A 24,068-nucleotide genomic window follows, 5' to 3' on the forward strand; every position below is an offset into this window, starting at 1 on the left:
CAAGGCGGAGGCCGCATATGGTCGACGAATACGACACATGGAGGGCGACCACCCGAATGAGCTTCAGCGACGAGGTGCGCGCGGCCTTCCGGCGCGGTGAGACCGATGCCGTGGTGCGCATGAGCCAGGCCGAGATCGTCAGGGCGCAGGCGGCCGGGGACCTGGCCGGCGAGGTGGAGGCCAGGTATGCCCTGGCCCGAGTCGCCATCCGCGGCGGCGATCTGCCGGGCGGCGAGGTCCGGGCCCGGGAGGCGCTCGCGGTGGCGCAACGCTCCGGGGACCGCGCCCTGGAGGAGCGGCCCCGGCATGTGCTGGCGGCGGTGGCCCGGATGTCGGGCGACCTGGCCCGCGCCCGGGACCTGTACCGGGAGAACATCGCGCTCAACGAGGCCTTGGGCCGCCCCGAGGTCGTCAACTCGGAGTACCACAACCTCGCGTTCTGCGAGCTCGGACTCGGCAACCTCGATACGGCCAGGGCGCTGTTCGCGGCGGGTCGGGAGCGGGTGTTCCAGCAAGGCTGGGCCGATTTCGTGCCGTACGTGTGCGTGGCCGGTGTCGCGCTCGCCTCCGCCGAGGGTGATAACACGCGGGCGGCGCTCCTGGTGGGCGTCACGGACGCGGCGTTCGCCGCGCTCGGGCAGGTCCCCGACCCTGACGACGCGGCCGATCTGGCCAAGGCACGGGAGGCCGCGATCGAGAGGCTGGGCCCGGCGGTTTTCGCCGAGCGGTACGCGCAGGGTCAGGCGCTCGACCCGCGTGAGGCGTTCGATGACGGCGGGACCTCCTACACGTAACCCACCGACGTCATACGATTACACCTCGTAGGGAGGTGGGGTGGATGAAGGTCCTGATGGTGATTACCTCACATGATCAACTTGGTGACACCGGCCGCAAGACGGGCTTCTGGCTCGAGGAACTGGCCGCGCCCTATTACCGCTTCCGGGATGCCGGATGGGACGTCACGCTGGCGTCGCCGCTGGGCGGGCGGCCGCCGCTGGACCCCAAGAGCAACGAGCCGGAGTTCCGGACCGACCTGACCCGCCGGTTCGAGGCCGACGCGGCCGCCGAAGCCCAGCTCGACACCACGCTGCGCCTGGACTCGGTGTCCGCCGACGACTTCGACACCGTGTTCTACCCGGGCGGGCACGGCCCGATGTGGGACCTGGCCGAGGATCCCGTCTCGATCGCGCTGATCGAGCAGGTGGTCCGGTCGGGCAAGGCGATCGCGCTGGTGTGCCATGCCCCGGGCGCGCTGCGCCACGTCACGACGCCCGAGGGCACTCCCCTGGTCGCCGGCCGGAAGGTCACCGGCTTCACCGACACCGAGGAAGAAGCGGTGGGCCTGACGAAGGTGGTGCCGTTCCTCGTCGAGGACGAACTCGTCGCCAAGGGAGCCCACTTCAGCAAGGCCGACGACTGGCAGCCGTACGTGGTGACCGACGGCCGGCTCATCACCGGCCAGAACCCGGCGTCCTCGGGCCCGGCCGCCGACCAGCTGATCTCCATGGTCGAGAAGCTCACGAAATAGCCTCACCGGCCCGCCTGCGCCGGACCCGGCGTCGCACCAGCCAGACCACCGCGGCCAGGACGGCGACCGTCGCGAGCGCCGCGATCTGGAAGCCGACGGGCCACGGTCCGCGGTCGGCCGACTCGGCCGTACGCGTGCCCAGTCCGGGCAGCAGGCCCGCGGCGACCGAGATCTCGTACGGCACGCAGCGCTGCGTGCCGAACTCGCACCGGTAGGAGTCGTCGAACCGGCTCAGCACCCGGGCCGGGCTCCCGTCGAGGGGCACCGCCGACAGCGCGCCGGTGTCCGAGCCGTAGTCCCAGGCATGGCCCAGCACCTCGGTGTCGGACAGCCAGCCCAGGAACGTCTCCGTATCGGCGGTGCCACGCAGGGCGGACGGCTCGGCGATACTGACGGTGCGCACCGCACCCGGCGTCCCGGAGTCGAAGATGTAGACGCGCTGGCTGTCGACGCCCTCGGACCGCCATGGCACCACGGCCAGCAGCAGCCCCGACGGCGACCAGGCGTTGTGCACGGTGATCCCGTAACCCTGCGGCACCATCACCTCCCGCTGCCGCTGCCCGTCCAGCCCGATCAGCCAGGTCCGCAGCTCGGACTGCACCACCAGCCGCTGCCCGTCGGGCGCGAACGCGGCGGCCGACACCGGCACGACGCCGGTCCCGGTGGCCTGCCCGGTACGCAGGTCCAGCAGCATCAGCTCGCCGTGCCCGGTGGCGTACCACGCGACGTAGTTGCCGGCGTCACGAGCCGCCTCCTCCGCGACGGGCCCCAGGTCGACGACCGAATACGCCAGGATGTTGCCGTCCGGGGACAGCGCCAGCGGGACGACCCCGCCGGGGCGCGGCACCGGCACCTGCCGGGTCTGCCCCGTCTCCAGGTCCACGACGCGCACCGCGGCCACCTCGCGGTCGGATTCGGACAGCACGATCGTGCGCCCGTCCGGGGACAGCAGCCACGGCTTGGTGCGCTCGGGCACGGCGTCGAGCTGCCGGTACACGTCGGCGTCGGCGCCCAGCACGAGCGTCTGGTAGGTGCGCAGCATCTCGCTGTTGCCGTACCCGTACAGCAGCAGCGCCCGTCCCGGCGGGGCCGCGCTCACCGAACCGGTCAGCGGCGAGTATCCGGCGATCCGGTCGGGCAGGCCGGCCGCCTTGCCAGGCGACGGCCGCGCGGGGACCGCGTCGCGGTTGCCCGCGGGGATGAGCAGCGCTCCGGTGCCCAGCAGCAGGGCCACCACCGCGCACAGCGCGGCCGTGGCGCGTCGCCGCCGGACGTCGCGCCGGGCGGCCGGCACCAGGCCCTCCAGCAGGCCGGGCGGCAGCGGCGGCTCAGGTTCCTGCGGGGCCGCGGCCAGCAGGGCCGCGATCTGCTGGTCGTTCACGCTCGGTCTCCTACATAGTTGGGCAGCAGCCGCCGCAGGGCGGTGATGGCGTACGACGTCTGGCTCTTGACCGTGCCCGGCGAGCAGCCCAGCGTCCGGGCGGTCTCCGCGACGTCCATGCCCTCCCAGTAGCGCAGCACGATCACGGCGCGCTGGCCGGGGGCGAGCCTGGCCAGCGCCGCCATCAGGTCGAGGCGGTCGGCGACGTCCGCGGCCGGTGCGGGGACGTCCGGTGGTTCGGGAAACGGCCTGACCCGTCGCGCCCACCATGTCTGCCGCTGGTCGAGGAAAATGTTGACGAGCATGCGGCGCACGTAGGCGTCCGGCGAGTCGGCCTGTGCGACCCGTGTCCAGTGCCGGTAGAGCCGGATCAGGGCGGACTGGGTCAGGTCGTGCGCCTCGTCCCAGTTCCCGCACAGCCGGTATGCCGTCCGGCGCAGCTCCAGCACCCGTGCTTGCGCGAACTCGGTGAAGGCGTGTTCGTCGTCGGCCCGCATGTGACCCCTCTCGTCCGTACCCCCTGACCGGAGCAGCTCGCCGGACGGTTGTGCCGTCCGGTCGTCGAATTCTCGGTCAGGCCGGTTTGACGGGCTGCCGGAGGATCGTCTTGAGCTTGGCCGGTTCCGTGCGCCGGGCGTCGCTGAGGTAGATCTCGTGATGGTCGCCGTTGAAGGTCAGCCCGTTGTCGGGCAGGTAGCGGTGGTGCAGGCGGTCCAGGGTCGGTGCTTCGTCGTCGTAGGAGCCGATGTGCAGGATCTGCACGCTCTTCCCCTCGGTGAGGCTGATCAGCCGTACACCCGCCAGCGCCGGGTTGTCCTTCTTCTTCGCGGCCTCGGCGAGCGCGGCGCGGACCATGTCCTCGGTGATCCAGTCTGGCTGGTTGATCAGCATCATCCACGACCAGGCCTGCTTGTCACGGGTCACGAAGGACTGCGGGTCGTCGGCACGCCACAACCCTTCCAGCGGCCCCACCACGAAGTCGCGGTCGAGGGCCTTCTTGCTCGCGAACTTCAGCGTGTACGCCGTCGTGAACAGGGCCTCGACGGCCTGGGCGTACGCCGGGGAGGTGTTCGGGTCGCCGTGGCCGTCGACCGCGAGGTATTTCAGCTCGGGCACGTCCACGACGACGAAGTCCTTCGCGGGCGGGGCGTACAGCTCGCGGCGTGCCTTCTTGACGTCGTACTTGTCCATCGCGGTCTCCTTGGTCAGTGTCGCGAGCGTGGCCTCGGTCCAGCCGACGTCGGCCCGGAGCATCGCCTCGCAGTAGTCGAAGATCGCCGAAGCGGCACCGGGCAGCGGCTCCTGGTGCGCCCGAGCGGCACGGACCTCTGCCAGCTGGTCCCGCAGCGCCGCCAGCCGCCGGGTCAGCCCTGCGGCCACGTCCTCTTCCGGCAGGCCGGGGCTGTTCGCCATGCCGATCAGGACCCGGGAGCGCACCGGCGTCAGCGACGCCAGCGCGTCCCTGGTGGCGGCCGCGCACAGGTCACGGCCCGCTGCCGTCACCCGGTAGGTCGCGCGCGACTTCGCCGAGCGCCGCTCGGTCGCCGACGCCTCGATCAGACCACGGCCGGCGAGCTTGTCGAGCAGGTAGTAGATCGACGAGAAGCCCAGCGCGGTCCAGGTCCGCACACCTCGTTCCTCGATGACCCGTTCCAGCTCGTACCCATGGCGTGGCTGTTCCAGGAGCAGCCCGAGGACGGTCAGCTCGGCGTCGGTCAGTGTCGGGTCCACCCGATTATTCTAGCGCTAGAATAATCGGCAGCCGTGGGGGCGCACTCAGCACCGGCCTGTCCCGAGCAGCGGGCGCGCATCGGGACGCGGCCATAGCATTGCCGGGTGTCCGATCTCGAATCGCCGCTCCCCCGCCATCACGACGGCACCACCGGCTCCGACGCGCACGGCTGGACCGGCGGGGCTTTCGCCAACCCGGTGATCCCCGGGTTCCACCCGGATCCGAGCGTGTGCCGGGTCGGCGAGGACTACTACCTGGCCTGCTCCAGCTTCGAGTACTTCCCCGGGGTGCCGGTCTTCCACAGCCGGGACCTGGTGCACTGGGAGCAGATCGGCAACGCGCTGGACCGGCCGAGCCAGCTCGTCCTGCCGCCCGGCATGCCGTCGTCGGCCGGCGTGTACGCCCCCACCCTGCGCCACCACGACGGCCGCTTCTGGCTGATCACCACCAACGTCGCCCCCGGCGGCGGCAACATGCTCCTCACCGCGACGGACCCCGCCGGGCCGTGGTCCGATCCGGTCCGGCTGCCCGACGTCGGCGGCATCGACCCGGACCTCGCCTGGGACGAGCAGGACCGCTGCTGGTGCACGGTCGCCGGGATCCAGCAGGTGCGCATCGACCCCGACACCGGCCAAGCCGTCGGCGAGCCGCGGCGGCTGTGGTCCGGCGAGCCCGGCGCGCAGGCCCCGGAGGCCCCGCACCTGTACCGGATCGGCGGGTTCTGGTACCTGATGATCGCCGAGGGCGGGACCGAACGCGGGCACGCCGTGTCCATATCCCGCGGGCCGGCCCCCGACGGGCCGTTCGAGCCGTGCCCGGACAACCCGATCCTGACCCACCGGGGAACGAACCGTCCGATCCAGAACACCGGGCACGCCGACCTCGTGCAGGCGCCCGACGGATCGTGGTGGATGGTGCTGCTCGCGGTCCGGCCACAGGGCGGCACCCCGGGCTGGCACGTGCTCGGCCGGGAGACCTTCCTGGCCCCGGTGGCCTGGGTCGACGGCTGGCCGGTGGTCGGCGAGCTCGCCCCCGTCATGGCCGCTCCGCCGTGGCCGGCGCACCCGCTGCCCGCCCCGCCGGTCCGTGACGATTTCGACGGCGACGCGCTGCACCCGCGGTGGATCTGGGTACGGTCCCGGCCGGAGGAGTTCCGGTCGGCCGACCGCCCCGGCTGGATCACCCTGCGGGCGCGCGGCGCGGGCCTCGACTCACCCGACGTGACGTTCGTGGGCCGCCGCCAGCAGCACCAGTGCTGCCGGGCGCGGACGCTGGTCGACGCCACCGCGGGGCGCGGCGGGCTCGCGGTGCGGATCGACGAGGCCCACCACTACGAGATCGAGGCGGGCGACGGCCAGGTGCGGGTGCTGGCGCGTGCGTCGTCGCTGCTCTCGACGGTCGCGACCCGGGCCGTGCCGGACGGGCCGGTCCGGTTGCGGATCGACGTCGCCGCCGCCTCACCCGAAAACTGGCATCCCCGGATGGAGCCCGACCTGCTCCGCCTCGGGGTGGAAGCCGCCAACGGCACGTTCGACGTGCTCGCCGAACTCGACGGGCGCTACCTGTCGACCGAGGTGGCGGGCGGCTTCACCGGCCGGGTCATCGGCCTGTACGCCGCAGCCGGCGAGGTCGCGTTCGACTGGTTCGACTACGAACCGCTCTGACGCGGGGCGCGCCGGTCGCGGCGGCGTTCCAGCTCGTCGTCGTCGACATAGGTCAGCATCGGCTGGCCCGGCACGCAGTGCATGATGACGACGAAGCGGCTGGTCGCGTCGGGCAGGTTGTTGCCGTCCTGGTAGTGGATGACGTCGCCGCCCGGCTCGAAGAACGCCTCGCCCGCCCGGATGACCCGTTCGGGCTCGCCTTCGAGTTCGAAGAGCATCTCGCCTTCGATCATGTATCCGAAGATCGGGCCGGAGTGCTTGTGCGGCGGCAGTCCCTTGCCGCCGGGCGGGATCTCGACCAGCAGGGTCATCACATCGACCGGCTGCGGGGTGCTGTCGAGCAGCCGCTGGTTGAGCATGGTGAGCACGGAGGTGCTCCGGTTGTCCGCGGGGTCCATGTCGGTTCACCTCTTCGCACGGTGCCAGCGATGGCCGCTGAGCTGGTCCGGCACCGGTCCCTGCCGGTACGCCGGTCGAACCCATCCTCGCAAAGGGCGGCAGGTCCCGTGCTCGGAACCGTTCACTCGGGTGGGGCGGCCGGTCTGGCACGGTCCGGCGTGACACGGGATCCTGACGTGATGACCACGCAGACGCACCCCCGCCCGAACCTGCTCGTTCTGCGCGCACGGCGCCTGTTCGACGGCGGTGCCCTGCTCGACGACCCGTCCGTGGTCGTCGACGGCGGCCGGATCGTGTCGGTCGCGCAAGGACCGGCGGGTCTGCCCGAGGGCGCGGACGTGGTCGACCTGCCCGAGGCCACGCTGCTGCCCGGCCTCGTCGACACCCACCTGCACCTGGCGTTCGACGCCAGCGCCGACCCGATCGCCCGGCTGGGCGAGCGCGACGACACGGCGGCCTACGAGGCGATGTGCACGGCGGCCCGCGCGGCCGCGGCCGGCGGCGTCACCACCGTGCGCGACCTCGGCGACCGTGGCTACCTGGCGCTACGGGTACGCGCGGCGGCTCGCGCCGGCGACCATACGCTGCCCGAGGTCGTGGCCGCGGGCGTGCCGATCACGACACCCGGCGGGCACTGCCACTTCCTCGGTGACTGCGCCGCCGGTGTCGCGGACCTGCGCGCCGCGGTCCGGGCTCGCGCCGAACGCGGGGTCGACGTCATCAAGATCATGGCGAGCGGCGGCAACATCACCCCGGGCAGCCGCCCGGAGCTGGCGCAGTACTCCGTGCACGAGTTGCGGGCGGTGGTCGAGCAGGCGCACGGGCTCGGGCTGCGGGTCGCGGCGCACGCCCACGGCACGTCGTCGATCGTCGCGGCGGCCGAGGCCGGCGTCGACAGCCTCGAACACGCCACCTTCATCAACGCCGGCTCCGTCGACGACATCCCCGACGGGCTGCTGGACACGATCGTGTCCCGCGGCATCGCGCTGAGCCTCACGTTCGGCACCCGGCCCGTGGACGGCCACCCGGTGCCGCCGAGCATCGCCACCCGGATGCCGCGGTTCACCGCCAACGCGGCCCGGATGCGGGCCGCGGGCGCGCGGATCGTGATCGGCACCGACGCGGGCATCGCCCCCGTGAAGCCGCACTTCGTGCTGCGTCATGCGGTGCCCCAGCTCGCGCCGCTGGGCATGGACGGCGCGGAGGCACTGCACGCGGTCACGGCACGGGCGGCCGAGGTGGTCGGGCTGGGCCACCGCAAAGGGCGGATCGCCGCCGGTTACGACGCGGACATCCTGGCCGTGTCGGGCGACCCGGTCGCCGAGCCGGCGGCGATCCACCGGCTGCTCGCCGTGTACGTCCGCGGGGTCAGACTGCCTGATCTTTGAGCCCTCTGCACCCGATAGATCTGGTGTATCGTAATTTGGGGGGTTTATCCGGACCGGGCCGGTCCGAGACTGCTGAGACGTGATCAGGCGCTAATCCAGGGGTGCGCCCGGACATGAGCGTGCACAGGTCGATCGTGAAGGCGCTCCAACGGCTGACCGGCACAGCCGCGACACCGACGGAACGCGCTCTCGCCGAGCCCGCACGAACGAGCATGCAGGACTATCCCGGCCAGGCGTTCGGGCTGCCCACCGCCGTCGAGATCACGTCCGGCAGCGAGCTCGGCGAACTCGCCGCCTCACTCAACGCCGTGACGCAGCACGTCCGGGCCAGGGCACGGGAACAGCGACGGGTCCGCGACACGATCGCCGCCGAACGCGACCTGGTGGACTCGGTCCTGGAGATCGCCGGCAGCCACATCCTGGTCGTCATCCTCGACCAGGACGGACGCGTCATCCAGTTCAACCGGGCTTGCGAATCGACGACCGGCTACACCTGCGACGAGGTCACCGGACGGCGGGTCTCGGAGCTGTTCCTGCTCCCGGCGGAGAAGGGCCGGGTGTCTCCGGCATTCGGCGAACCCCTGGTGTCTCCGCCGGAGTCGGCCCTGCCCAGAAGCTTCGTGTGCACCTGGGCCGGACGGGACGGCAGGCATCACCACATCGCGTGGTCGAACGCCACCGTGGTCGACCGGCTGACCGGAAACCTCTATGTCATAGCCACCGGGCAGGACATCACCGACCGCCTGATCGCCGAGGCCGAGCTGCACGAGGCGCGGGAGCGGTTCCGCCTCGCCTTCGACAACGCACCGATCGGCATGTGCCTGGTGAGCCTGGAGGGCCGGTTCCTCCAGGTGAACCGGGCGCTTGGCGAGTCCCTGGGCCTGCCGGAGGCCGAACTGCTGAAGCAGAGCGTCGCCGACGTCGCCCACCCCGGCGACGTTGAGGCGATCCTGCAGACGACGACCGACATGCGAGCAGGTCAGAGTTACTCCAGCCACGACGAGGTCCGCTTCCTGGCGCCCGGTGATCGCGTTGTCTGGGCTCGTATGTCCGTTTCCGCGGTGCATCGGGACAACGGCGAACTGCTCTACTACCTGACCCAGATCCAGGACGTCACCGCGCGCCGGGCGGCCGAGGAGCGGCTCGCCCAGCAGGCACTGCACGACCCGCTCACCGGGCTGCCGAATCGCGCCTCGCTGATGGCCCGGCTGCAGCAGGAACTGGAGCGCGGGCATCCCCGCACCGGCCTGATCGGGTTGTTGCACATGGATCTCGACGGCTTCGCGATGGTCAACGACAGTCTTGGCCAGACCGTCGGGGACGAGGTTCTTCGCGAGGTCGCCGAACGTCTGCGGGCAAGCGTCGGCCCGTCGGACACGGTGGCTCGCGTCGGGAGCGACGATTTCGCCGTTCTCTGCCCGGCGACGCCCGACCAGCCCCACCTGCTCGACCTGGCCAAGCGGGTCGCGGACGCCGTGTCGGCGCCGATCATCGTCGGCGGGCGGCGCGAACTGGTGATCTCCATCAGCACCGGAGTCGCCTTCGGCCCGTCCGACGACCTCGACGCGGACCGCCTGGTGCGCAACGCCAACATCGCCCTGTGCCAGGCCAAGGCGGGCGGGAGAAGCGGGTGCCGGGTCTACGACGAGTCGCTCGGCAAGTACGTCATCGACCGCGCGCGCGTCGAGGAGGCGCTGCGGCAGGGGCTGCGCGACGGTCATTTCATGCTCCAGTTCGAGCCCATCGTCGACGTGGCGACCCATCACGTCGTGGCGGTCGAGGCACTGGTGCGCCTGAACCATCCGCAACTGGGCCTGCTGATGCCCGGTGCCTTCATCGAGATCGCCGAGGACAGCGGCCTGATCGCGCCGATCGGCGCCTGGGTGCTGCAGGAGGCATGCCGCCGGCTCTCCGCGTGGCGAGGCGACGACAAGGGCTGCGACCGGCTCGGCGTCACGGTCAACGTGTCGGCTCGGCAGGTGGCCCGGCCGGACCTGGCCGACACCGTGGCCCAGGCCCTCGCGGAGTCGGGCATCCCGCCCCGGTGCCTGTCGCTGGAGCTGACCGAGAGCGCCCTGATGGAGGCCGACGTCAGCGCGCTGCGGATGCTGGAGCGCATCCGCGACATGGGGGTCCGGCTCGGCATCGACGACTTCGGCACGGGCTACTCGTCGTTGCTGTACCTCAAGCGCCTTCCGGTGAGCTTCATCAAGATCGATCGGTCGTTCGTGTCAGGGCTCGTCCCCGATCCCACCGACCGCGAGATCGTCACCGCCGTGATCAGGTTGGGCCGGGCGCTCGGCCTGGTCACCATCGCGGAAGGCGTGGAGACTCCCGAGCAGCTGGACATCCTGAAGACGCTCGACTGCGAACTGGCGCAGGGCTACCTCTTCGGACCGTCGACGTCGGGCGCGCCCGACGTCGCGCAGCCCCGGCAGATCCTGCTCGACCACGGCCTGCGCGCACCGGGCGCGGACTCGGCCGTCTCGCCCGGGCCCGGCATCGGCGGCAGAGCCCTCCGCTGAACAGGCCCTACGGCTCAGTCGAGTTCGGTGGCCACGTCCGAGAGCTGCCGGGCCGCGCGTTCCAAGAGCTGGAAGGCAAGATTCCGCTCCGTGGTCAGCGCGGCGAGCAGCAGCCCGGTCAGGGCCGCCGAGCCGTTGAACGCCTGCAGAGTGATCATTTTGACGAGCAGGTCCTGGCCGGCGAACGGTCCTGCCCCGACGGCCGCGGCGTGGATCGCCAGCCCCGACACGCCCAGCACGCAGAACGCGGCGCCGCCCAGTTGGAAGCGCACCGCGGCCCAGATCAGGAAGGGGAACACCAGGAACAGCAGATTCACCGGTAGGCGGGTCACCGTCACCGTCACGGCCAGCGCGCTGATCACCAGTGCCCCGGCCTCGACGCAGCGCCGCACCGGGACATCCCGGGGCCGTCGGGCCGTACGCAGGACGAGCAGCACCGGCGCGACGACGAGCACGCCCATCGCGTCTCCCGTCCACCACACCGACCACACTGCCCAGAAGCCGTCCGCCTCGATCGCGCCGGCCGCTCGCAGCGCCGCGGTGCCGATCGTCGCGCTGACCAGCATGCCCGCCAGCGCGCCGAGCAGCACCAGCGCGAGGCCGTCGCGCAGCCGGTCCAACTCGACCCGGAACCCCACGCGGCGCAGCATCCAGTACGCGCAGAGCGGGGCCAGCGTGTTGCCCGTCGTGATCGCGACGATGGCGACCGCCGACGGGCCGATCGGCGCGTTGACCAGGAACGCCCCCAGCGCGATCCCCGGCCACACCCGCCCGCCCAGTAGGAGCAGGCAGACCAGCGCGACGCCGGTCGGCGGCCACAGCGGCGTGACCTGGCCCCGGACGAGTTCCTGCAGCAGACCGATCCTGGCGGCGACGTAGTAGGCGGCCGCCACGGCGAGGATCCGCAGGGCGGCGTTGACGCTGGGCGGCAGCCGTCGGCGTCTGCCCTGGTCACGCGCCATCGCCGTCATCGGGTCCCCATAGGGTGATGGTAAGCGCGCCGTGACGCTACCGGGGCGATGTCACCAGCCGGTAGCCGACGTCGGCTGCGCCTGCGCCCGCGCGACCGTGGCGCTCCTGCCATCGCCCGCCGTCCAGGTCGGCCCGCAGCCGCTGCGTCGCCTCGGCGACCCGGGCCGGGTCCAGCCTGGCCAGCGAGGAGATCGAGGCCCGCACCGCCGGGTCGAGGTAGGCGTGCGGCCGGTCCCAGTACGCCGCCAGGAAACCGTCGCTGCAGTCGTGCGGCACCGGCACATCCGCCACCCGCGCGGGAGCCAGGTGCCGGGCGATGAAGTCGTGCTCGGGCAGCTCCCGCTCGGCCTCGGCGATCTCGGGCAGGTAGTCGGCGATCAACCAGAACCGGGACATGACCGTGTGATCCCAGGTGAGCACCACCTGGCGGTGCGAGACCCGGCGCAGCTCGGCCAGCCCGCGTGCCGGGTCGGTCCAGTGGTGCACGGTGAGGATGGCCAGGCCGACGTCGAAGCGCTTGTCGGCGAACGGAAGCCGCTCGGCGACGGCGCGCACCACGGGCGCGCTGCCCGGCGGCCGTTGCGCGATCATCACCGGCGACGGCTCCACGGCCAGTACGCTGCGGTCGGCCGGTTCGTAGGAACCCGCGCCCGCCCCGACGTTGACGACCGTATGGGCATCGCCCAGCGCTGCTTCGATGATCGCGGCCACGCGCGGGTCCGGGCGGCGGCGCTCGGCATAACCTGCGCCGAGAGTCCGGTAAGGATCGTTCATGCGTGTCTTCCTACCATCATCACCGGCAGGGATCGGTGTTCAGCCCTGGCCGGGTGCCGGTTCGCTCACCCTGCGGACCGCCGCGAGCAGTGCCGCACGGTGCTCGGCGAGCCGGCCGGGCGACATCGGGTCGTCGCCGGCGGTGGCGAGCAGACCCGGCGAGGCGCTGAGCCAGCCCTCCGTCATGCGCAGCACGATGGCGAACAGGTCGACGGCGGCGATGTCGTCGCGGAGCCGTCCGGCGCGCTGTGCTGAGGCGACGGCGTCGACGCGGGCCTGGAAGGCTTCGCGTTCCAGTGCGGTCGGTTCGGAGCGTTCCAGGACGCGCCAGGTGGCGAGACGGCGTGCCCGGGGGTTGGCGAGCATGTAGTCGAAGCGCGCGGCGGCGAAGGCGCACAGGTCCCCGTCGTCCAGGGACGCGGCCGCGACCACGGCCCGGGTCTGCTCAGCCAGGACGGCGTCGAACAGGTCGTTCTTGTCTCCGAAGTAGACGTACAGCAGGCGTTTGTTGGCTCCGGCGCGCTCGGCGACACGGTCGATGCGCGCACCGGCCAGCCCGCACTCGGCGAACTCGTCCGTGGCGGCTTCGAGCAGCAGCGCCTTGGTGGCCTGGGCGTCGCGGGCCCGCGGCATGGGTGTGGTCATGTGATGCTTCCTCGTCGAAGGGCGGGCCGGCCCGGCGGCCGTACGGTCACCGGGCCCTGCCGGATCACCAGGGAATCACGCCGTCCTTGTCGAAGAACCCGCCGGTGGGTCCGTCGGGGCCGAGCTGGGCCATGCGGACGATGGCCTCGGCTCCCTCCTCGACGGTCTGGGTGCCGGCGTGGTGGTTCAGGTCGGTGGCGGTGAAACCCGGGTCCACGGCGTTGATCCTGACGCCCGGGTACGCCTTGGCGTACTGCACCGTGAGCATGTTCACCGCGGCCTTCGAGGCCGGGTAGGCGATGTCGGGATAGAAGTGCGACGGGGAGTCCGGGTTGGCCAGCTCGCGCATCAGCGACGTGCCGCTGCCGACGTTGACGACGACCGGGGCGGCGGAGCGCTGCAGCACCGGCAGGAACGCGTGCAGCATCCGCACCTGGCCGAACACGTTCGTCTCGAAGACGGCGCGTACGGAGTCGGCGGTCACCTCGGCCGGCGGCACGAAGCCGCCGCCGGCGGTCCGCGGCTCGATGCCCGCGTTGTTGATCAGGACGTCGAGGCCGCCGTCGGCCTCGACGGTCTTGACGGCGGCGGCCACCGAGGCGTCGTCGGTGACGTCGAGCTGGATGAAGCGAGCGCCGAGCCGCTCGGCGGCCTGACGGCCCCGCTCCGGGTCTCGGGCGCCGACGTACACGATGTGTCCGGCGTCCACGAGCCGGCGGGCGGTCTCGAAACCGAGTCCCTTGTTGGCCCCGGTGATCAGCGTGATGGTCATGATGTGCTTCCTAATCCCTTTTCACCCGCGCTGTCCCGGTAGACGGGTCCTTGCCCGTCGACCGAGCGAGTATCTAACTAGTTGGTTACTACCATAGCGCGCTCCCTCGGTGAGCGACATCCAGTCGGCGGAACCGGGCGGGGAACTGTGCGGAACCGCGTGGACCTCGACGCCTTGGCGACCGCCAGAAAGATCCGGCAGTACCGCGAACTCCGCTTACGGGTGATCGAGCGGCAGCGGTCGGCGCTGCTCTCGGCGCGGGCGACCGGCCGCCACGACTCGCGGGTGCTGGAGAAGGTGCTCGACACCCTCGACGCCGAACAGCTCATGGTGGAGTTGCGGACGGCGTCGGCCGTCGACGACGGCTAGGGCCGCGACCTGATACGTCACCGGCTTTGGGATCGGTGACTCAAGGCCTGAGTGGGCTGAAATAGCCTCAGTGGGAAGCCGCCGCGTCCCACGCTGCGGTCACCGCGTCGCGTATGGGGTGCGGGTGGATGCGAGCAGGTTAATCGATCGCCGCCCGAACAGGCATCTGATTGACTCGCCGGATGATCGATTCCGACAGGTTGTCCGGCTTGCTCGCTGACCATTGGGGCCTCGCCGACGTCCGCGTCGAGGTGCACAACGGTGGTATGAACTCCGCGACCTGGTGGGTCGACCACGACGGCCGTCGCGACGTCGCCAAGCACATCCCCGGCTGGAACCGCAACCAGTTCGTCGGCGGGCTCACTGTGGCCTCGCACGTCCAACGTGCTGGTATCCCGGCGGGTGCGCCGATCCCCACGACCTCCGGGCAGCTGGCGGTCGAGACCGCCGATGGGCCGGTGGCGCTCCTGCAGTACGTGCCGGGTGCCGAGCCGCCCGATGACGAGAGCGGTCGGCGCGTCATCGGGGAGACTCTCGGGCGCGTGCACGTGGCAGTCCGGGACATATGCGTGGCCGGCGCAGAGCAGTTTCACTGGGTCGACCCGAACGCCGCGCACCTCGATCATGCCCCGGGTTGGGTGAAGCCCGGTATCGTGAAGGCCCTGGCGATGTTCGACGCGCTCGACCCGCCGTCGCTCACCTGGGGCATGTTGCACACCGACCCGGCGCCTGAGGCGTTCCTCGTCGATCCCGCGACCGGCGATGTCGGATTGATCGACTGGGCGGCCGCCATGTCGGGTCCGCTGCTTTACGACCTCGCCTCGGCAGTCATGTACGTAGGCGGGAAGGCGCAGGCGCAGTCTCTGCTCGCGGCATACGTTCGGACCGGCGCCCTCGGCGAGGACGAGATCGAGCGAGGCCTGGATGTATTCCACCGGTTCAGGTGGGCAGTTCAAGCCGACTACTTCGCGGGGCGCATCGCGACCCGCGACATGACTGGCATCGAGGATGCACGAGAGAATGAGATGGGCCTGCTCGCAGCGCGGGAGTTCCTTGTCGACTGACCAAGGCATGTATTGGAAGTAGCGGCTCGAACACATGGCCATGCCGTTGCCTCCGAGCCTCCGCCGCCTGGACATCGATGGCCAGGACATGGTGCTGCTCGACGCGGACGCCTACGGCTACACTTCCAGCGCCCTCAAACACCGGGTCGAGCCGTGCTTCACGCTTACCTCCGCTGTGGTGGACGCCCACTCACCGCGGCGGCCCGACCAACCCGGCGAACGTATGCGGTCGGAGCGCCGGCCTCGCCCGGAGCGGCTCAGGAGGCCGCCTCCCAGACGTGCACGTCGAGCTTGACGTCCCCGGAGTCCGCGGACACACCCGTGATCTTCACCCACGCCCACCGCCCCTCGCTGGTGCGTACGCAGAACGCGGTGCCGGCGCGGGTCTTCTCCTGCTCGATGCCGCGTTGCAGGGCGGTGGCGGCCACACAGGTCTGGTGCGACGGCTGCCCGCTGACGTACGTCAGGTCACGGTTCGAGGCGACGCCGTACGGGCCGACGCCGAGTGCCCCGCGCAGGTCCCAGCCGGACACCGAGCCGCGGACCACGTTCCAGTTGGGCGCGTCGGAGTCGAGGTCGATGGAGTAGTAGATGGGCAGCGTCACGGAGGCCGCCCGCTTGACGGCCGGCTCGCCGCCCGGGGCGGACGGCGCGGTCGGTGACGGCGACGGCGTGCTCGCCGACGGCGAGGCGCTCGGGCTCGGGTCCCCCGTCGGCGCGCCCGGGGTCGCCGAGGTCGCACCGCCGGGCCCGGTCTGCCCGGCGGCCGTGACAGCGGCCGGCTCGGGACGCAGCAGGCGGTCGCCCGCGGCGCCGACGGCGGCGGATACCGCGATGACGGCGAGCAGCAGGAAGACGGCGGGCAGCGCCTGCCGGTTGGTCCAGGTGCGGGCCAGTCCCCAGCCCGCGAAGACGAGCGCGGTCGCGCCGAGCAGCACGATGGCCAGCGCGCCCAGGTCGGTCAGGAATTCCAGCAGTGCCACGACCGTGCTGACGACCGTGGCGATCGCCGACAGGGCCGCGCCGCGCGCACCCGGCGCAGGGCGTTGCGATTGCTCCACCACGTGTGCCACCTCGAAAAAGGAGCAGGCGCTCTCCACACCAGAGCGCCTGAGACCAACGGAAATCCAAAGCCGTCCCGGACTGTAATCGGACCGACACTGTCCGGTTTCGAGTTGTCCTCGATCTGACGCAGCGTCACCGCTTCGGCCTAGCTGACCTGCCCGAACGGCCAGGACGACCGCCAGGACGGACCACCGCAATCCGTTGTCGCGCGCTGGGCAGAACGTCACCCCGCTCCGCTAGGTTCGCAGTCCGGTGATCAGGCATGAGCGAGGACGGACATGCACGAGAGAGCACTTGTTTCGGAGGCCGTCGCGCTCGCCTCGGCCGGGCAGCCGGCACGGATCCAGCGCACGCCACAGGCGACCTACGCGGTCGGCCCGGAGGGGCTCGTGGCCGTGGTCGAGCCCGGCGACCGGCCGGACGGCACCGCAGTGCGCGAGCGCGGGCGGCTGTTCCTCACCGGCCCGTTCCCCGAGGAGGTGAACGCGCTCCTGCTCGCCTCGTTCCGCGAGCGCTGGGACGAGCCGACCGTGCACGGCTTCGTCCGGCTGCCCGGCGGCTGCCTGCCGCTGGGCCCATTGACGCATAAGGCGGGTGGCTACGACCCCGACGAGGGCGCCGTGACCGAGTACGAGTTGGGGCTGGATCATCCGCTGCCGTTCGACGTGCTCGACCGGGTCCGGCCCGTGTCGGCGGCGCCGCGCACCCCTGGCACCGAATGGCTCGACCTGCTGCCCCACGCTCCCATTGACGCCACCAGCGCGTTCATCGCCGACTGGTACGCCGACGCACCCGCCCCCGAACACCACGTGCCGCCCGCGCTCGCGCTGCCGACACCGCTGGCCGCGTTCTACCGGGCCGTCGGCGGCCGCGAAGAACTTCTCGGCCGCCAGGACCGGGTCTTTCCACCGGCCGGGTTGCGCAGGCTCGACGACGGCTCGGTGGCCTTCGGCTCCGAGAACCAGGGCGACTTCACGCTGACCATCGATCCGACCGCGGCCGACCCTGCGGTCTACTACCTCGGCTGGGCGGATGGACCTGTCCGCGACCCGCTGCCGCTGAGCATGTTCTTGATGATGTTCGCCGTGCGCGAGGCCTCGTTCACCGGGCCCTGCTATGCGAGCGGCGGTGTCGACGAGGACCAGGCGCAGGCTCTCACCCGCGGCCTGCGGTGCGTGCCGACCGGCGGGTGGCTGCTGGGCCGCGACACGGAGTTCCACGTCGGTGAGGGACTCGTCCTGCAGGTGGACCGCGGCGGTCGCGGCCCGCACGTGTTCCTCAGTGCCCGGCACCGGGCACATCTGGCTCCGCTGCGCGCCTTCGACGTCGCGTGGCACGCATTCGCCGGGTGACGCGACGGCCGGGCCGGGTCATTGCGGCAGCGGTGCGCCCGACGCCTCGGCCACCATGTACGCCGCGTACCAGTCGGGCCAGTCGGGGTCGGCCGCGCCGAGGCGCTTCTCGTGCTCGCCATGGGCCACCGAAGCGCGGCGCATCGCGGTCGCCAGGTCCGTCGTGGAGGTGAACTGCGTCGCGCCCGGGTCGACGCGGCCGGGCAGCCGGTTGGTGATCTCCTGCAGCACCCAGGTGTTGCCGTCGGGGTCGGCGAACTCGGCCCGCGAGGCGTACGTGCCGCGAGCGGGGTCCGGGCCCTTGATCGGGCCGTCCGGGCCGAGGTGGAAGACGTCGCTGATCTGGACACCGGCGGCGGCGATCGCATCATGGGCCTGCTCGATGTCGGCGACGATCAGGAACGACCGGGCCGACCCGGGTGCGGCCGTGGTCAGGTTCGTGCCGAAGTGGACCGAGCACTGCGAGCCGTGCGGCGTCAGCTGGATGACACCCGATCCCGGCGGGGTCTGATCCGAGCGCCAGCCCAGCCGCCCGTAGAACTCCTCCGCCCGAGGGATGTCGGAGACCGGGACCACCACGACTTCGAGCTTCATGTCGACGTCGGCGACACCAGGTGTCGTGCCCATCGCTTCCTCCCAAGACCACGGCGGTTTCTCGTCCTCGACGATACTGGCGAAACGTATTTGCCGTGCCTTATCGGCCCAATCCAACGTGCTACCCGGGCGAACTGCGCGGAACCGCGTACGGCGGGGCCCGGGTGGAGGTATGCAGGCCGGAGGAACCGTTAGCCAGGAGGCTGTGCCATGACCACGTACAAGGTCGGATACTTCATCGGGAGCCTGTCGTCGACGTCGGTGAACCGGGAGCTGTCCCGGGTGCTGATCCGGCTCGCGCCGGAGGAGCTGGAGTTCACCGAGATCCCGATCGGCAACCTGCCGCTGTACAGCCCGGATCACGACGCGAACTACCCGCCCGAGGCGGTGGCGCTCAAGGACGCCATCCACCGCTCCCAGGCGATCCTGTTCGTCACGCCCGAGTACAATCGGTCGATCCCGGGCGCATTGAAGAACGCGATCGACTGGGCCTCGCGGCCGTGGGGCAAGAACTCGTTCGACCACATCCCGGCGGCGGTCATCGGCGCTTCCATCGGCCAGATCGGCACCGCGCTGGCCCAGCAGGCGCTGCGCGGCGTGCTGAGCTTTTGCAACGCCCGGCAGATGACCGCGCCCGAGGCGTACATCCAGTTCAACCAGACGCTGTTCCCCGGCAACGGCGAAGTCGTCGACGACGCGGTGCGCACGTTCCTGTCGGACTACATGGCCGAGTTCCGCGACCACATCGTGCGCGTGCTGTCGGTGCTCCCCCGCCAGGGCCACGAGCAGCCGCAGTGAGGCCCGGCGCGGGTCGGCTCAGAGCCAGTCCTTGCGCTTGAAGACGGTGTAGAGCAGGACGGACAGGATCGCGATGAGGGCCGTCGAGACGAACACGCCCCACGCGCTGCCGTAGCCGGGAAAAGGAACGTTCTGCCCGTAGAACCCGGTGATCGCCGTCGGCACCGCGATGATGGCCGCCCAGCTGGTCACCTTCTTCATGATCATGTTCAGGTGGTTCGCCTGGGTGATCAGGTTGGTCTGCACGGTGGTGGCGGCGAGGTCGTGCAGGGCGTCGGTCCAGTCGGCCGCGCGCATCGCGTGGTCGTAGAGCTTCTGGTAGTACGGCGACACGGCATCGTCGATCGCGAGCACGTCCTGGTTCAGCAGCGACTCGACGACCTCCTCCATCGGCTTGACCACCCGGCGCAGCGCGATCAGGTCGCGGCGCAGCTGGAACAGCCGCTGCTGCGCGGGCCGCACCGCGGACCCGCGGGCGCCGAACAGCTGCTCCTCGAGGTCGTCGACGGCCTCGTCGAGTTGGCGCACCGCCTGGAACTGGCCGTTGACTATGTGATCGAGCAGGCCGTAGAGCAGGTAGGCGACGCCGTGGCGGGTCAGCCCGGGCGCGGCGTCCCAGCCCGCGATGACCGGATCAAGGTCGAGGCCGCAGTCCTTGCGGATCGTGATCAGCACGCGGTCGGTGCAGAAGACGGCGATCTCGTACAGCGTCAGCGACGAGGTGTCAGGGTCGAGGGCGGCCCCGTACGCGTCCAGGGCCAGATGCTCGGGGTAGCGGTTGAGGCTCGGGCGCTGCCCCTTGTCCAGGCACTCCCCGATCGCCAGCTCGTGCAGCCCGATGTCGGTCTCCAGCATTCCGAGGTCCTCGGCGCTCGGCCGGTACAGGTCCAGCCAGAGCACCGCCGCCGGGTCGGCCAGGTGCTCGGCGACGTCGTCGACCGGGAAGTCCGCGAGCGTGCACACGCCGTCGCGGTACAGCCGTGACCTCGCGAGCCGCACCGGCTCCGGAGCATCACGGTCGCCGCCGGGGCCCGCGACGACCCCGCCGTCCCCGACCACGCCTCCAGCGTCTCTGATTACCTGTGTTTGCCTGTGTGTTTCGGGCGTTTCGGGTGTGGGCGTGGCCGTGTCGTGCCAGGTCCGTAGTCGCCGGTGAGGGTGATGACGGGAGTGGCGCGGACGTGGTGGAAGCCGGTCCGAAGGTGCTGGGGTTTCAGGTGATCGTGTGCAGGTCCTGACGCCGCCACCGTCCGGTGGTGGTTCTTGGGTGCCTGCCCCGCCGGACGCTGGCCACCCGAAGGCGGGGCGGGGGCCGTGCGCCGGTCGGGCACACGGTGGGAGAGTCTGCTGACTGAGTGTTGTTTCGGGGTGGGGCGGGTCTTGCTCCCACGCGTGGTGACAGTTGTGGTGGGGCGTCGTACGGTCGCGACGTCGCCTTCGACCACGTTGGTGATGTGGTGCCGGCCGGTGGTGCGGTCGGTGCGGACGTGGTGCTGGGCGAGTAGGCCGCGGGCGGTGATGCGCATGGACGCGGCGTGGTCGCGGTCGGTCGACAGGTTGCAGCCTGGGCAGATCGCCCACTTCCAGCCCCGCTCGCCGGGCCGGTCGGGCGCCGGGGTGTGGGTCAGTTCGGTGCGGCCCTGTCCGCAGCGGGGGCAGTAGCGGCTGGTGCCGCGGGCGGGTACGGTCACGACCGCGATGCCGGCTTTGGCGGCCAGGTGCACGATCGCGTCGATGACCTGTCCGCGGACCTGCCCGGACAGCCGTGCGTTGCCTTTGCGCCGGCCGTGGGCCTGCAGTGTGGCCAGGTCTTCGACGTAGACCACGCCGGCGTGCAGGGCCTGTGCCTGGTCCACGGTCCAGCGGCCGGCCGACCACGCAAGTGTCTTGTTGAGGTGCCGGATGCGGGCACAGACCCGCTCATGCTCGGCGGCAGCGCGTGCCGCCAGCGCCGTCAGATGCCCGGCGCGCGGGCCGCCGTCGGGCAGCCCGGCGGTCAGGGCGGTGTGGTGGTCGCGTTTGGCGGCGAGGCGTTCGCGGTGTCGGCGCAGCCGGTGAAGTTTGGCGGAGATCGCGGTGGCGTCGTAGCGCAGCATCCGACCGTCGGTGACGACCCGGCCGGTGTCGGTCAACCTTCCGACGGTTCCGGTCAGCAGGGTGTTGACCCCCCAGTCCAGGCCGAGCGCGACCCGGTGCCCGCGGGCGGGCGCGGGCGCGACCGGAACACGGTGGGGTAGGTCGACGCGTACCCGGTGCGCGGTGATGCGCAGGGTCGGGGCGCACAGCCTGGCGTGGTCGGGCACGTGCGGGGGCAGGGTGAGGGGCAGGGCGTGCCAGGCCCAGTCGGCCGGTGACCCGGGCCGGGCCGTCAGTGGCAGCTGCACCCGCAGCACGGCCCGGCCCGGCCCGTCGCGGCCGATGCTGGTCAGTTGCCTGTCGGCGGCGGCCAGCAACACCTGCGCCGCGACCGTCGGCGCGTTCTCCAGGTCGGTCAGGTCGCCGGGCAACCGGCCTTCGGTGTGCTGGTAGGCGCGGACCTGGCGGGTGCGGTCGGCTACCACCGCGCTGGTCACCCCTGCGGGCAGCAGCTCACGCAGCGCCCGCCAGTCGGTGTCGGCGCGTGTGCCGTCGGCGGGCCAGGTCGCGACGATCGCCTGCAGGACCTCGCGGCGGTACACCGCCAGGCGCAGGGCGCGGGCGGCCTGCTCCTGCGCACACCGGCGCACCCGATCGCTGACATACACCCCGTCAGGCACGGGCGCCGTCCAGCCCAGCCGCCGCAACGCCGTCCAGCCCTTGACCGGTAGCGCCCGCCCGTCCGGGCCGACACCAGCAGCCAACATCGCCAGGTCGGCACCGGTCCAGTGTTCGGCCACGATCTGCGCGGCCATCTGCCCGACCAGGCCGGCCAGCCAACCGACCCGCACGGCCAGGACCCGCTCACCGACCCGCTGGCCGTCTGTTTCGACCGTCGCCGACATCGCCGCACAAGTCGCGGTCGCGGTGAGTTGACTCACCGCCACCACTACACCCCCAAGCACCGGCCAATCAGGACGGTCATGAGCCTACGACCCGCCCCTGACACAACCGCCACCTACGGCCAACGCCCGGCCACACCGCCACCAGAGCGAACCGAAATGCAGTCACGCTTAGGTAACACGACCAACAGTTCACAGCCTAGGCGAGCGGGCCGGTCACCGAGGGCGGTCGCCCACCGGCGCCTCACTGCTGATAGCCGAAGTTGTCGCAGGTCCGGCGCTGCTGGACGCAGTTCTTCGTGCGCTTGTTCATGGCGTCGACGTCCCACATCACGAACGCGTCGCCGTGCATCGACGAGGCGCTCTTGCCGTCCTTGTCGGAGGACAGGTAGAAACCCGCCGCGCTGCCCTGCGAGCCGTACGCGATGTCGAAGGTGATCGCCGGGATCTTCACCGGGTGGCTGCGCGGGCAGGCGTTGCCGCGGCCGAACGACACGTGCGCCTTGTGGTCGGGGCTGTCCAGGTGCTTGCCGTCCCAGCAGTCCGGGAACTGCATGATGTAGTGCAGCGTCGCCTTGCCGTCGCAGACCGGCCAGTTGCCGTTGCCGCTGCGGGCCACGCCGTCGACGTCACCGGGGCCGTAGTAGGCGCAGAAGAACTGGCCGCCCGCCCCGCGCGGGGTCGGCTTCTTCTTCTTGGCGTCACCGACGATCATGCGCAGGCCGTTGGGCATCGGCAGCTGGTTCGCCGAGGTGTTCATCAGCGAGCGGTAGTAGACCCGGAAGCCCGTCGTCTCGACCGGCTTGCCGGTCGCGTTGTCGTAGAGCGTCGGCACCCAGTACGAGGAGTGGTCCTCGACCGGCTTGCAGGTGGTCGCCGTGAACTTCATCAGGTCGGCGGCCTTGGTCTGCGCGTCGACGGCCTTGTTGCCGACGAACGAGTGCATGTGCGAGGCGCCCGGCAGCCCGGGGGCGACGATCGGGTCGTCGGGCAGCGAATGGCTGTACTTGCAGTCGGCCCGGAACTCCGGCAGGTTGCCGACCCCGGCCGGGACCGGATCGACCTTCCTCGCCCGGTACGCGTCGACCTGCGCCTGCCAGGCCGCCTGGTCGACGGGCACCCAGCCGGGCTTGGGCGCCTTCGGCGCGGCCGCACTCGGTGACGGCGGGCTCGCCGCCGAACCGGTCGGCGCGACCGGCGACGCGGTCAGCGCGGGGCTTTCGGCCGCGTTCGACGGTTCCGGTTCGCCGGCCGCGAACACTGCACCCGCCGCCACGGCGGTCACGACGGCCAGACCGGCGGCGACGACGAGGACGTTGCGCCGGTTGCGGGCCAGCCGGCCAAGCAGGCCGGAACCGGGCTGCGGGTCCGGTCCGGACCCGTCGATCGTCTGGTACGACACGCTGACTCCTGGCAGGCAAGGCGATCTCGGGCCGCTGGCATGGTAACCGCGCCCGGTGAACACGATGTCTCCGGACGGGTCAGCCGCGGATCGTGATGAGGTAGACGAAGGCGGCCGCGTCCGGACGCTCCTCGGAGACGTGCGCGCGTGACGTGATCAGCCGATGCCGGCCCGGGGTGAGGCCGGTGAGCAGCACGCAGTTTGCCCACATCCACATGTCCCGGGACCGGCCGGTGGTCGTGATCGGATTGCCGAAGACGCCGTCGACGGTGAACTTGCGACGGCAGACCACTTCGAGGATCGGCAGGTCGATCTCCTCGTCGTTCTCCAGGGTGGCGTACGCGACCCCGGCGTCGGCGGGCCTGCCCTGCGGGGCGTCGTCCGTCCCGTACGCCCACCAGATCGGCAGAAAGATCGGCAGGCCTGCCGGAACGGTCACCCGCCGGAAGTTCTCGGGATCGTCACCCGCGTCACCGAACTGTCCGGCGAGGAACCACACATCCTTGGGCTGGTTCGTGGCGTAGTACTCGGCGCGGTCGCCGAGCGGCGTCCGCCACGCCGGAATCGAAGCCGCCCACCGCAACCAGCGGGCCGCCAACCCTTGCGGGGACGCCTGGGGGTAGGGCAGCGGCGACGGCTTCGCACGACCGAACATGTGCGGCACCC

23 protein-coding genes are annotated in these 24,068 nt (G+C 71.3%); 9 read left to right on the top strand and 14 right to left on the bottom strand.

Annotation, left to right across the window (positions count from 1 at the left end; all coding sequences use genetic code 11):
- The first annotated feature begins 56 nt into the window (after window positions 1-56).
- Together AB0B66_RS11435 and AB0B66_RS11440 are read left to right on the top strand one after the other, a co-directional pair.
- Complete coding sequence (locus AB0B66_RS11435; protein WP_360526698.1) at window positions 57-794, top strand: tetratricopeptide repeat protein; 738 nt, start codon at window positions 57-59, stop codon at window positions 792-794.
- Window positions 795-838: 44 nt separating this feature from the next.
- The gene (locus tag AB0B66_RS11440) at window positions 839-1,528 is read left to right on the top strand and encodes a type 1 glutamine amidotransferase domain-containing protein (RefSeq protein WP_360526701.1); all 690 of its coding nucleotides are present in this window, start codon (window positions 839-841) and stop codon (window positions 1,526-1,528) included.
- On the opposite strand, the gene AB0B66_RS11445 is transcribed toward AB0B66_RS11440, so the two are convergent.
- The 3 genes from AB0B66_RS11445 to AB0B66_RS11455 form a co-directional block, all read right to left on the bottom strand.
- Entirely contained in the window at window positions 1,518-2,909 is a 1,392-nt protein-coding gene (locus tag AB0B66_RS11445; RefSeq protein ID WP_360526704.1) for a hypothetical protein, read from the bottom strand. The two genes, AB0B66_RS11440 and AB0B66_RS11445, sit on opposite strands and share 11 nt — an antisense overlap.
- On the bottom strand, window positions 2,906-3,406 hold the full coding sequence (locus AB0B66_RS11450) for a SigE family RNA polymerase sigma factor (protein ID WP_360526707.1): 501 nt from the start codon (window positions 3,404-3,406) through the stop codon (window positions 2,906-2,908). Before AB0B66_RS11450 ends, AB0B66_RS11445 begins: the two co-directional genes overlap by 4 nt.
- 76 nt (window positions 3,407-3,482) lie before the next feature.
- A complete protein-coding gene (locus AB0B66_RS11455) occupies window positions 3,483-4,640 on the bottom strand; it encodes a GyrI-like domain-containing protein (RefSeq protein ID WP_360526709.1) in 1,158 nt (385 codons plus the stop codon).
- A 105-nt stretch (window positions 4,641-4,745) separates the two neighbouring features.
- Here AB0B66_RS11455 and AB0B66_RS11460 point away from each other — a divergent pair, with 105 nt between their 5' ends.
- Complete coding sequence (locus AB0B66_RS11460) at window positions 4,746-6,305, top strand: glycoside hydrolase family 43 protein (RefSeq protein WP_360526712.1); 1,560 nt, start codon at window positions 4,746-4,748, stop codon at window positions 6,303-6,305.
- Here AB0B66_RS11460 and AB0B66_RS11465 read toward each other — a convergent pair.
- Window positions 6,290-6,703 (bottom strand): cupin domain-containing protein, encoded by a 414-nt coding sequence (locus AB0B66_RS11465; RefSeq protein WP_360526715.1) that lies wholly within the window; start codon window positions 6,701-6,703, stop codon window positions 6,290-6,292. The genes AB0B66_RS11460 and AB0B66_RS11465 overlap by 16 nt on opposite strands.
- 180 nt (window positions 6,704-6,883) lie before the next feature.
- On the opposite strand from AB0B66_RS11465, the gene AB0B66_RS11470 reads away from it, so the two are divergent.
- Entirely contained in the window at window positions 6,884-8,092 is a 1,209-nt protein-coding gene (locus AB0B66_RS11470; protein ID WP_360526718.1) for an amidohydrolase family protein, read from the top strand.
- A gap of 113 nt (window positions 8,093-8,205) precedes the next feature.
- Window positions 8,206-10,617, top strand: a complete 2,412-nt coding sequence (locus AB0B66_RS11475; RefSeq protein WP_360526721.1) for an EAL domain-containing protein — start codon at window positions 8,206-8,208, stop codon at window positions 10,615-10,617.
- 14 nt (window positions 10,618-10,631) lie between these two features.
- On the opposite strand, the gene AB0B66_RS11480 is transcribed toward AB0B66_RS11475, so the two are convergent.
- From AB0B66_RS11480 to AB0B66_RS11495, 4 genes are all read right to left on the bottom strand, one after another.
- On the bottom strand, window positions 10,632-11,588 hold the full coding sequence (locus tag AB0B66_RS11480; RefSeq protein WP_360526724.1) for an MASE1 domain-containing protein: 957 nt from the start codon (window positions 11,586-11,588) through the stop codon (window positions 10,632-10,634).
- Between the two features lie 37 nt (window positions 11,589-11,625).
- Window positions 11,626-12,363, bottom strand: coding sequence for a methyltransferase domain-containing protein (locus tag AB0B66_RS11485; protein WP_360526727.1), 738 nt, complete (start codon window positions 12,361-12,363; stop codon window positions 11,626-11,628).
- A gap of 39 nt (window positions 12,364-12,402) precedes the next feature.
- Entirely contained in the window at window positions 12,403-13,008 is a 606-nt protein-coding gene (locus AB0B66_RS11490; protein ID WP_360526730.1) for a TetR family transcriptional regulator, read from the bottom strand.
- 64 nt (window positions 13,009-13,072) lie between these two features.
- Window positions 13,073-13,780, bottom strand: coding sequence for an SDR family oxidoreductase (locus tag AB0B66_RS11495; RefSeq protein ID WP_360526733.1), 708 nt, complete (start codon window positions 13,778-13,780; stop codon window positions 13,073-13,075).
- 147 nt (window positions 13,781-13,927) lie between these two features.
- Between AB0B66_RS11495 and AB0B66_RS11500 the strand changes: the two genes are divergently transcribed.
- Window positions 13,928-14,149: a hypothetical protein gene (locus tag AB0B66_RS11500; RefSeq protein ID WP_360526736.1), complete on the top strand. Its 222-nt coding sequence runs from the start codon at window positions 13,928-13,930 to the stop codon at window positions 14,147-14,149.
- Window positions 14,150-14,331: 182 nt separating this feature from the next.
- On the top strand, window positions 14,332-15,213 hold the full coding sequence (locus tag AB0B66_RS11505) for a phosphotransferase (RefSeq protein ID WP_360526739.1): 882 nt from the start codon (window positions 14,332-14,334) through the stop codon (window positions 15,211-15,213).
- A 257-nt stretch (window positions 15,214-15,470) separates the two neighbouring features.
- On the opposite strand, the gene AB0B66_RS11510 is transcribed toward AB0B66_RS11505, so the two are convergent.
- Window positions 15,471-16,277, bottom strand: a complete 807-nt coding sequence (locus AB0B66_RS11510; protein ID WP_360526742.1) for a hypothetical protein — start codon at window positions 16,275-16,277, stop codon at window positions 15,471-15,473.
- A gap of 279 nt (window positions 16,278-16,556) precedes the next feature.
- Here AB0B66_RS11510 and AB0B66_RS11515 point away from each other — a divergent pair, with 279 nt between their 5' ends.
- Window positions 16,557-17,630, top strand: coding sequence for a hypothetical protein (locus AB0B66_RS11515; protein ID WP_360526745.1), 1,074 nt, complete (start codon window positions 16,557-16,559; stop codon window positions 17,628-17,630).
- Between the two features lie 18 nt (window positions 17,631-17,648).
- Here AB0B66_RS11515 and AB0B66_RS11520 read toward each other — a convergent pair whose 3' ends face one another.
- Window positions 17,649-18,257, bottom strand: coding sequence for a VOC family protein (locus AB0B66_RS11520; protein ID WP_360526748.1), 609 nt, complete (start codon window positions 18,255-18,257; stop codon window positions 17,649-17,651).
- Between the two features lie 177 nt (window positions 18,258-18,434).
- Between AB0B66_RS11520 and AB0B66_RS11525 the strand changes: the two genes are divergently transcribed.
- Window positions 18,435-19,022, top strand: coding sequence for an NADPH-dependent FMN reductase (locus tag AB0B66_RS11525; protein ID WP_360526751.1), 588 nt, complete (start codon window positions 18,435-18,437; stop codon window positions 19,020-19,022).
- Between the two features lie 18 nt (window positions 19,023-19,040).
- On the opposite strand, the gene AB0B66_RS11530 is transcribed toward AB0B66_RS11525, so the two are convergent.
- The 4 genes from AB0B66_RS11530 to AB0B66_RS11545 all read right to left on the bottom strand — a co-directional run bounded on the left by AB0B66_RS11530 (window position 19,041) and on the right by AB0B66_RS11545 (window position 24,057).
- A complete protein-coding gene (locus tag AB0B66_RS11530; protein WP_360526754.1) occupies window positions 19,041-20,081 on the bottom strand; it encodes a magnesium transporter CorA family protein in 1,041 nt (346 codons plus the stop codon).
- 17 nt (window positions 20,082-20,098) lie between these two features.
- Window positions 20,099-22,039: a zinc ribbon domain-containing protein gene (locus AB0B66_RS11535; protein ID WP_360526757.1), complete on the bottom strand. Its 1,941-nt coding sequence runs from the start codon at window positions 22,037-22,039 to the stop codon at window positions 20,099-20,101.
- A 205-nt stretch (window positions 22,040-22,244) separates the two neighbouring features.
- The gene (locus tag AB0B66_RS11540; RefSeq protein WP_360526760.1) at window positions 22,245-23,402 is read right to left on the bottom strand and encodes a DUF1996 domain-containing protein; all 1,158 of its coding nucleotides are present in this window, start codon (window positions 23,400-23,402) and stop codon (window positions 22,245-22,247) included.
- 79 nt (window positions 23,403-23,481) lie between these two features.
- On the bottom strand, window positions 23,482-24,057 hold the full coding sequence (locus tag AB0B66_RS11545; RefSeq protein ID WP_360526763.1) for a hypothetical protein: 576 nt from the start codon (window positions 24,055-24,057) through the stop codon (window positions 23,482-23,484).
- Between the last annotated feature and the right edge of the window lie 11 nt (window positions 24,058-24,068).

This window comes from Catellatospora sp. NPDC049111 (genome assembly GCF_040648615.1).
Lineage (GTDB): Bacteria > Actinomycetota > Actinomycetes > Mycobacteriales > Micromonosporaceae > Catellatospora > Catellatospora aurea.

Bases quoted from the DNA above. Each gene is read 5' to 3' on its own strand.
- AB0B66_RS11435 (WP_360526698.1), top strand. From the start codon at position 57: ATGAGCTTCAGCGACGAGGTGCGCGCGGCCTTCCGGCGCGGTGAGACC.
- AB0B66_RS11440 (WP_360526701.1), top strand. From the start codon at position 839: ATGAAGGTCCTGATGGTGATTACCTCACATGATCAACTTGGTGACACC.
- AB0B66_RS11450 (WP_360526707.1), bottom strand. From the start codon at position 3,406: ATGCGGGCCGACGACGAACACGCCTTCACCGAGTTCGCGCAAGCACGG.
- AB0B66_RS11465 (WP_360526715.1), bottom strand. From the start codon at position 6,703: ATGGACCCCGCGGACAACCGGAGCACCTCCGTGCTCACCATGCTCAAC.
- AB0B66_RS11470 (WP_360526718.1), top strand. From the start codon at position 6,884: ATGACCACGCAGACGCACCCCCGCCCGAACCTGCTCGTTCTGCGCGCA.
- AB0B66_RS11475 (WP_360526721.1), top strand. From the start codon at position 8,206: ATGAGCGTGCACAGGTCGATCGTGAAGGCGCTCCAACGGCTGACCGGC.
- AB0B66_RS11480 (WP_360526724.1), bottom strand. From the start codon at position 11,588: ATGACGGCGATGGCGCGTGACCAGGGCAGACGCCGACGGCTGCCGCCC.
- AB0B66_RS11485 (WP_360526727.1), bottom strand. From the start codon at position 12,363: ATGAACGATCCTTACCGGACTCTCGGCGCAGGTTATGCCGAGCGCCGC.
- AB0B66_RS11490 (WP_360526730.1), bottom strand. From the start codon at position 13,008: ATGACCACACCCATGCCGCGGGCCCGCGACGCCCAGGCCACCAAGGCG.
- AB0B66_RS11495 (WP_360526733.1), bottom strand. From the start codon at position 13,780: ATGACCATCACGCTGATCACCGGGGCCAACAAGGGACTCGGTTTCGAG.
- AB0B66_RS11505 (WP_360526739.1), top strand. From the start codon at position 14,332: ATGATCGATTCCGACAGGTTGTCCGGCTTGCTCGCTGACCATTGGGGC.
- AB0B66_RS11515 (WP_360526745.1), top strand. From the start codon at position 16,557: ATGCACGAGAGAGCACTTGTTTCGGAGGCCGTCGCGCTCGCCTCGGCC.
- AB0B66_RS11520 (WP_360526748.1), bottom strand. From the start codon at position 18,257: ATGGGCACGACACCTGGTGTCGCCGACGTCGACATGAAGCTCGAAGTC.
- AB0B66_RS11525 (WP_360526751.1), top strand. From the start codon at position 18,435: ATGACCACGTACAAGGTCGGATACTTCATCGGGAGCCTGTCGTCGACG.
- AB0B66_RS11545 (WP_360526763.1), bottom strand. From the start codon at position 24,057: ATGTTCGGTCGTGCGAAGCCGTCGCCGCTGCCCTACCCCCAGGCGTCC.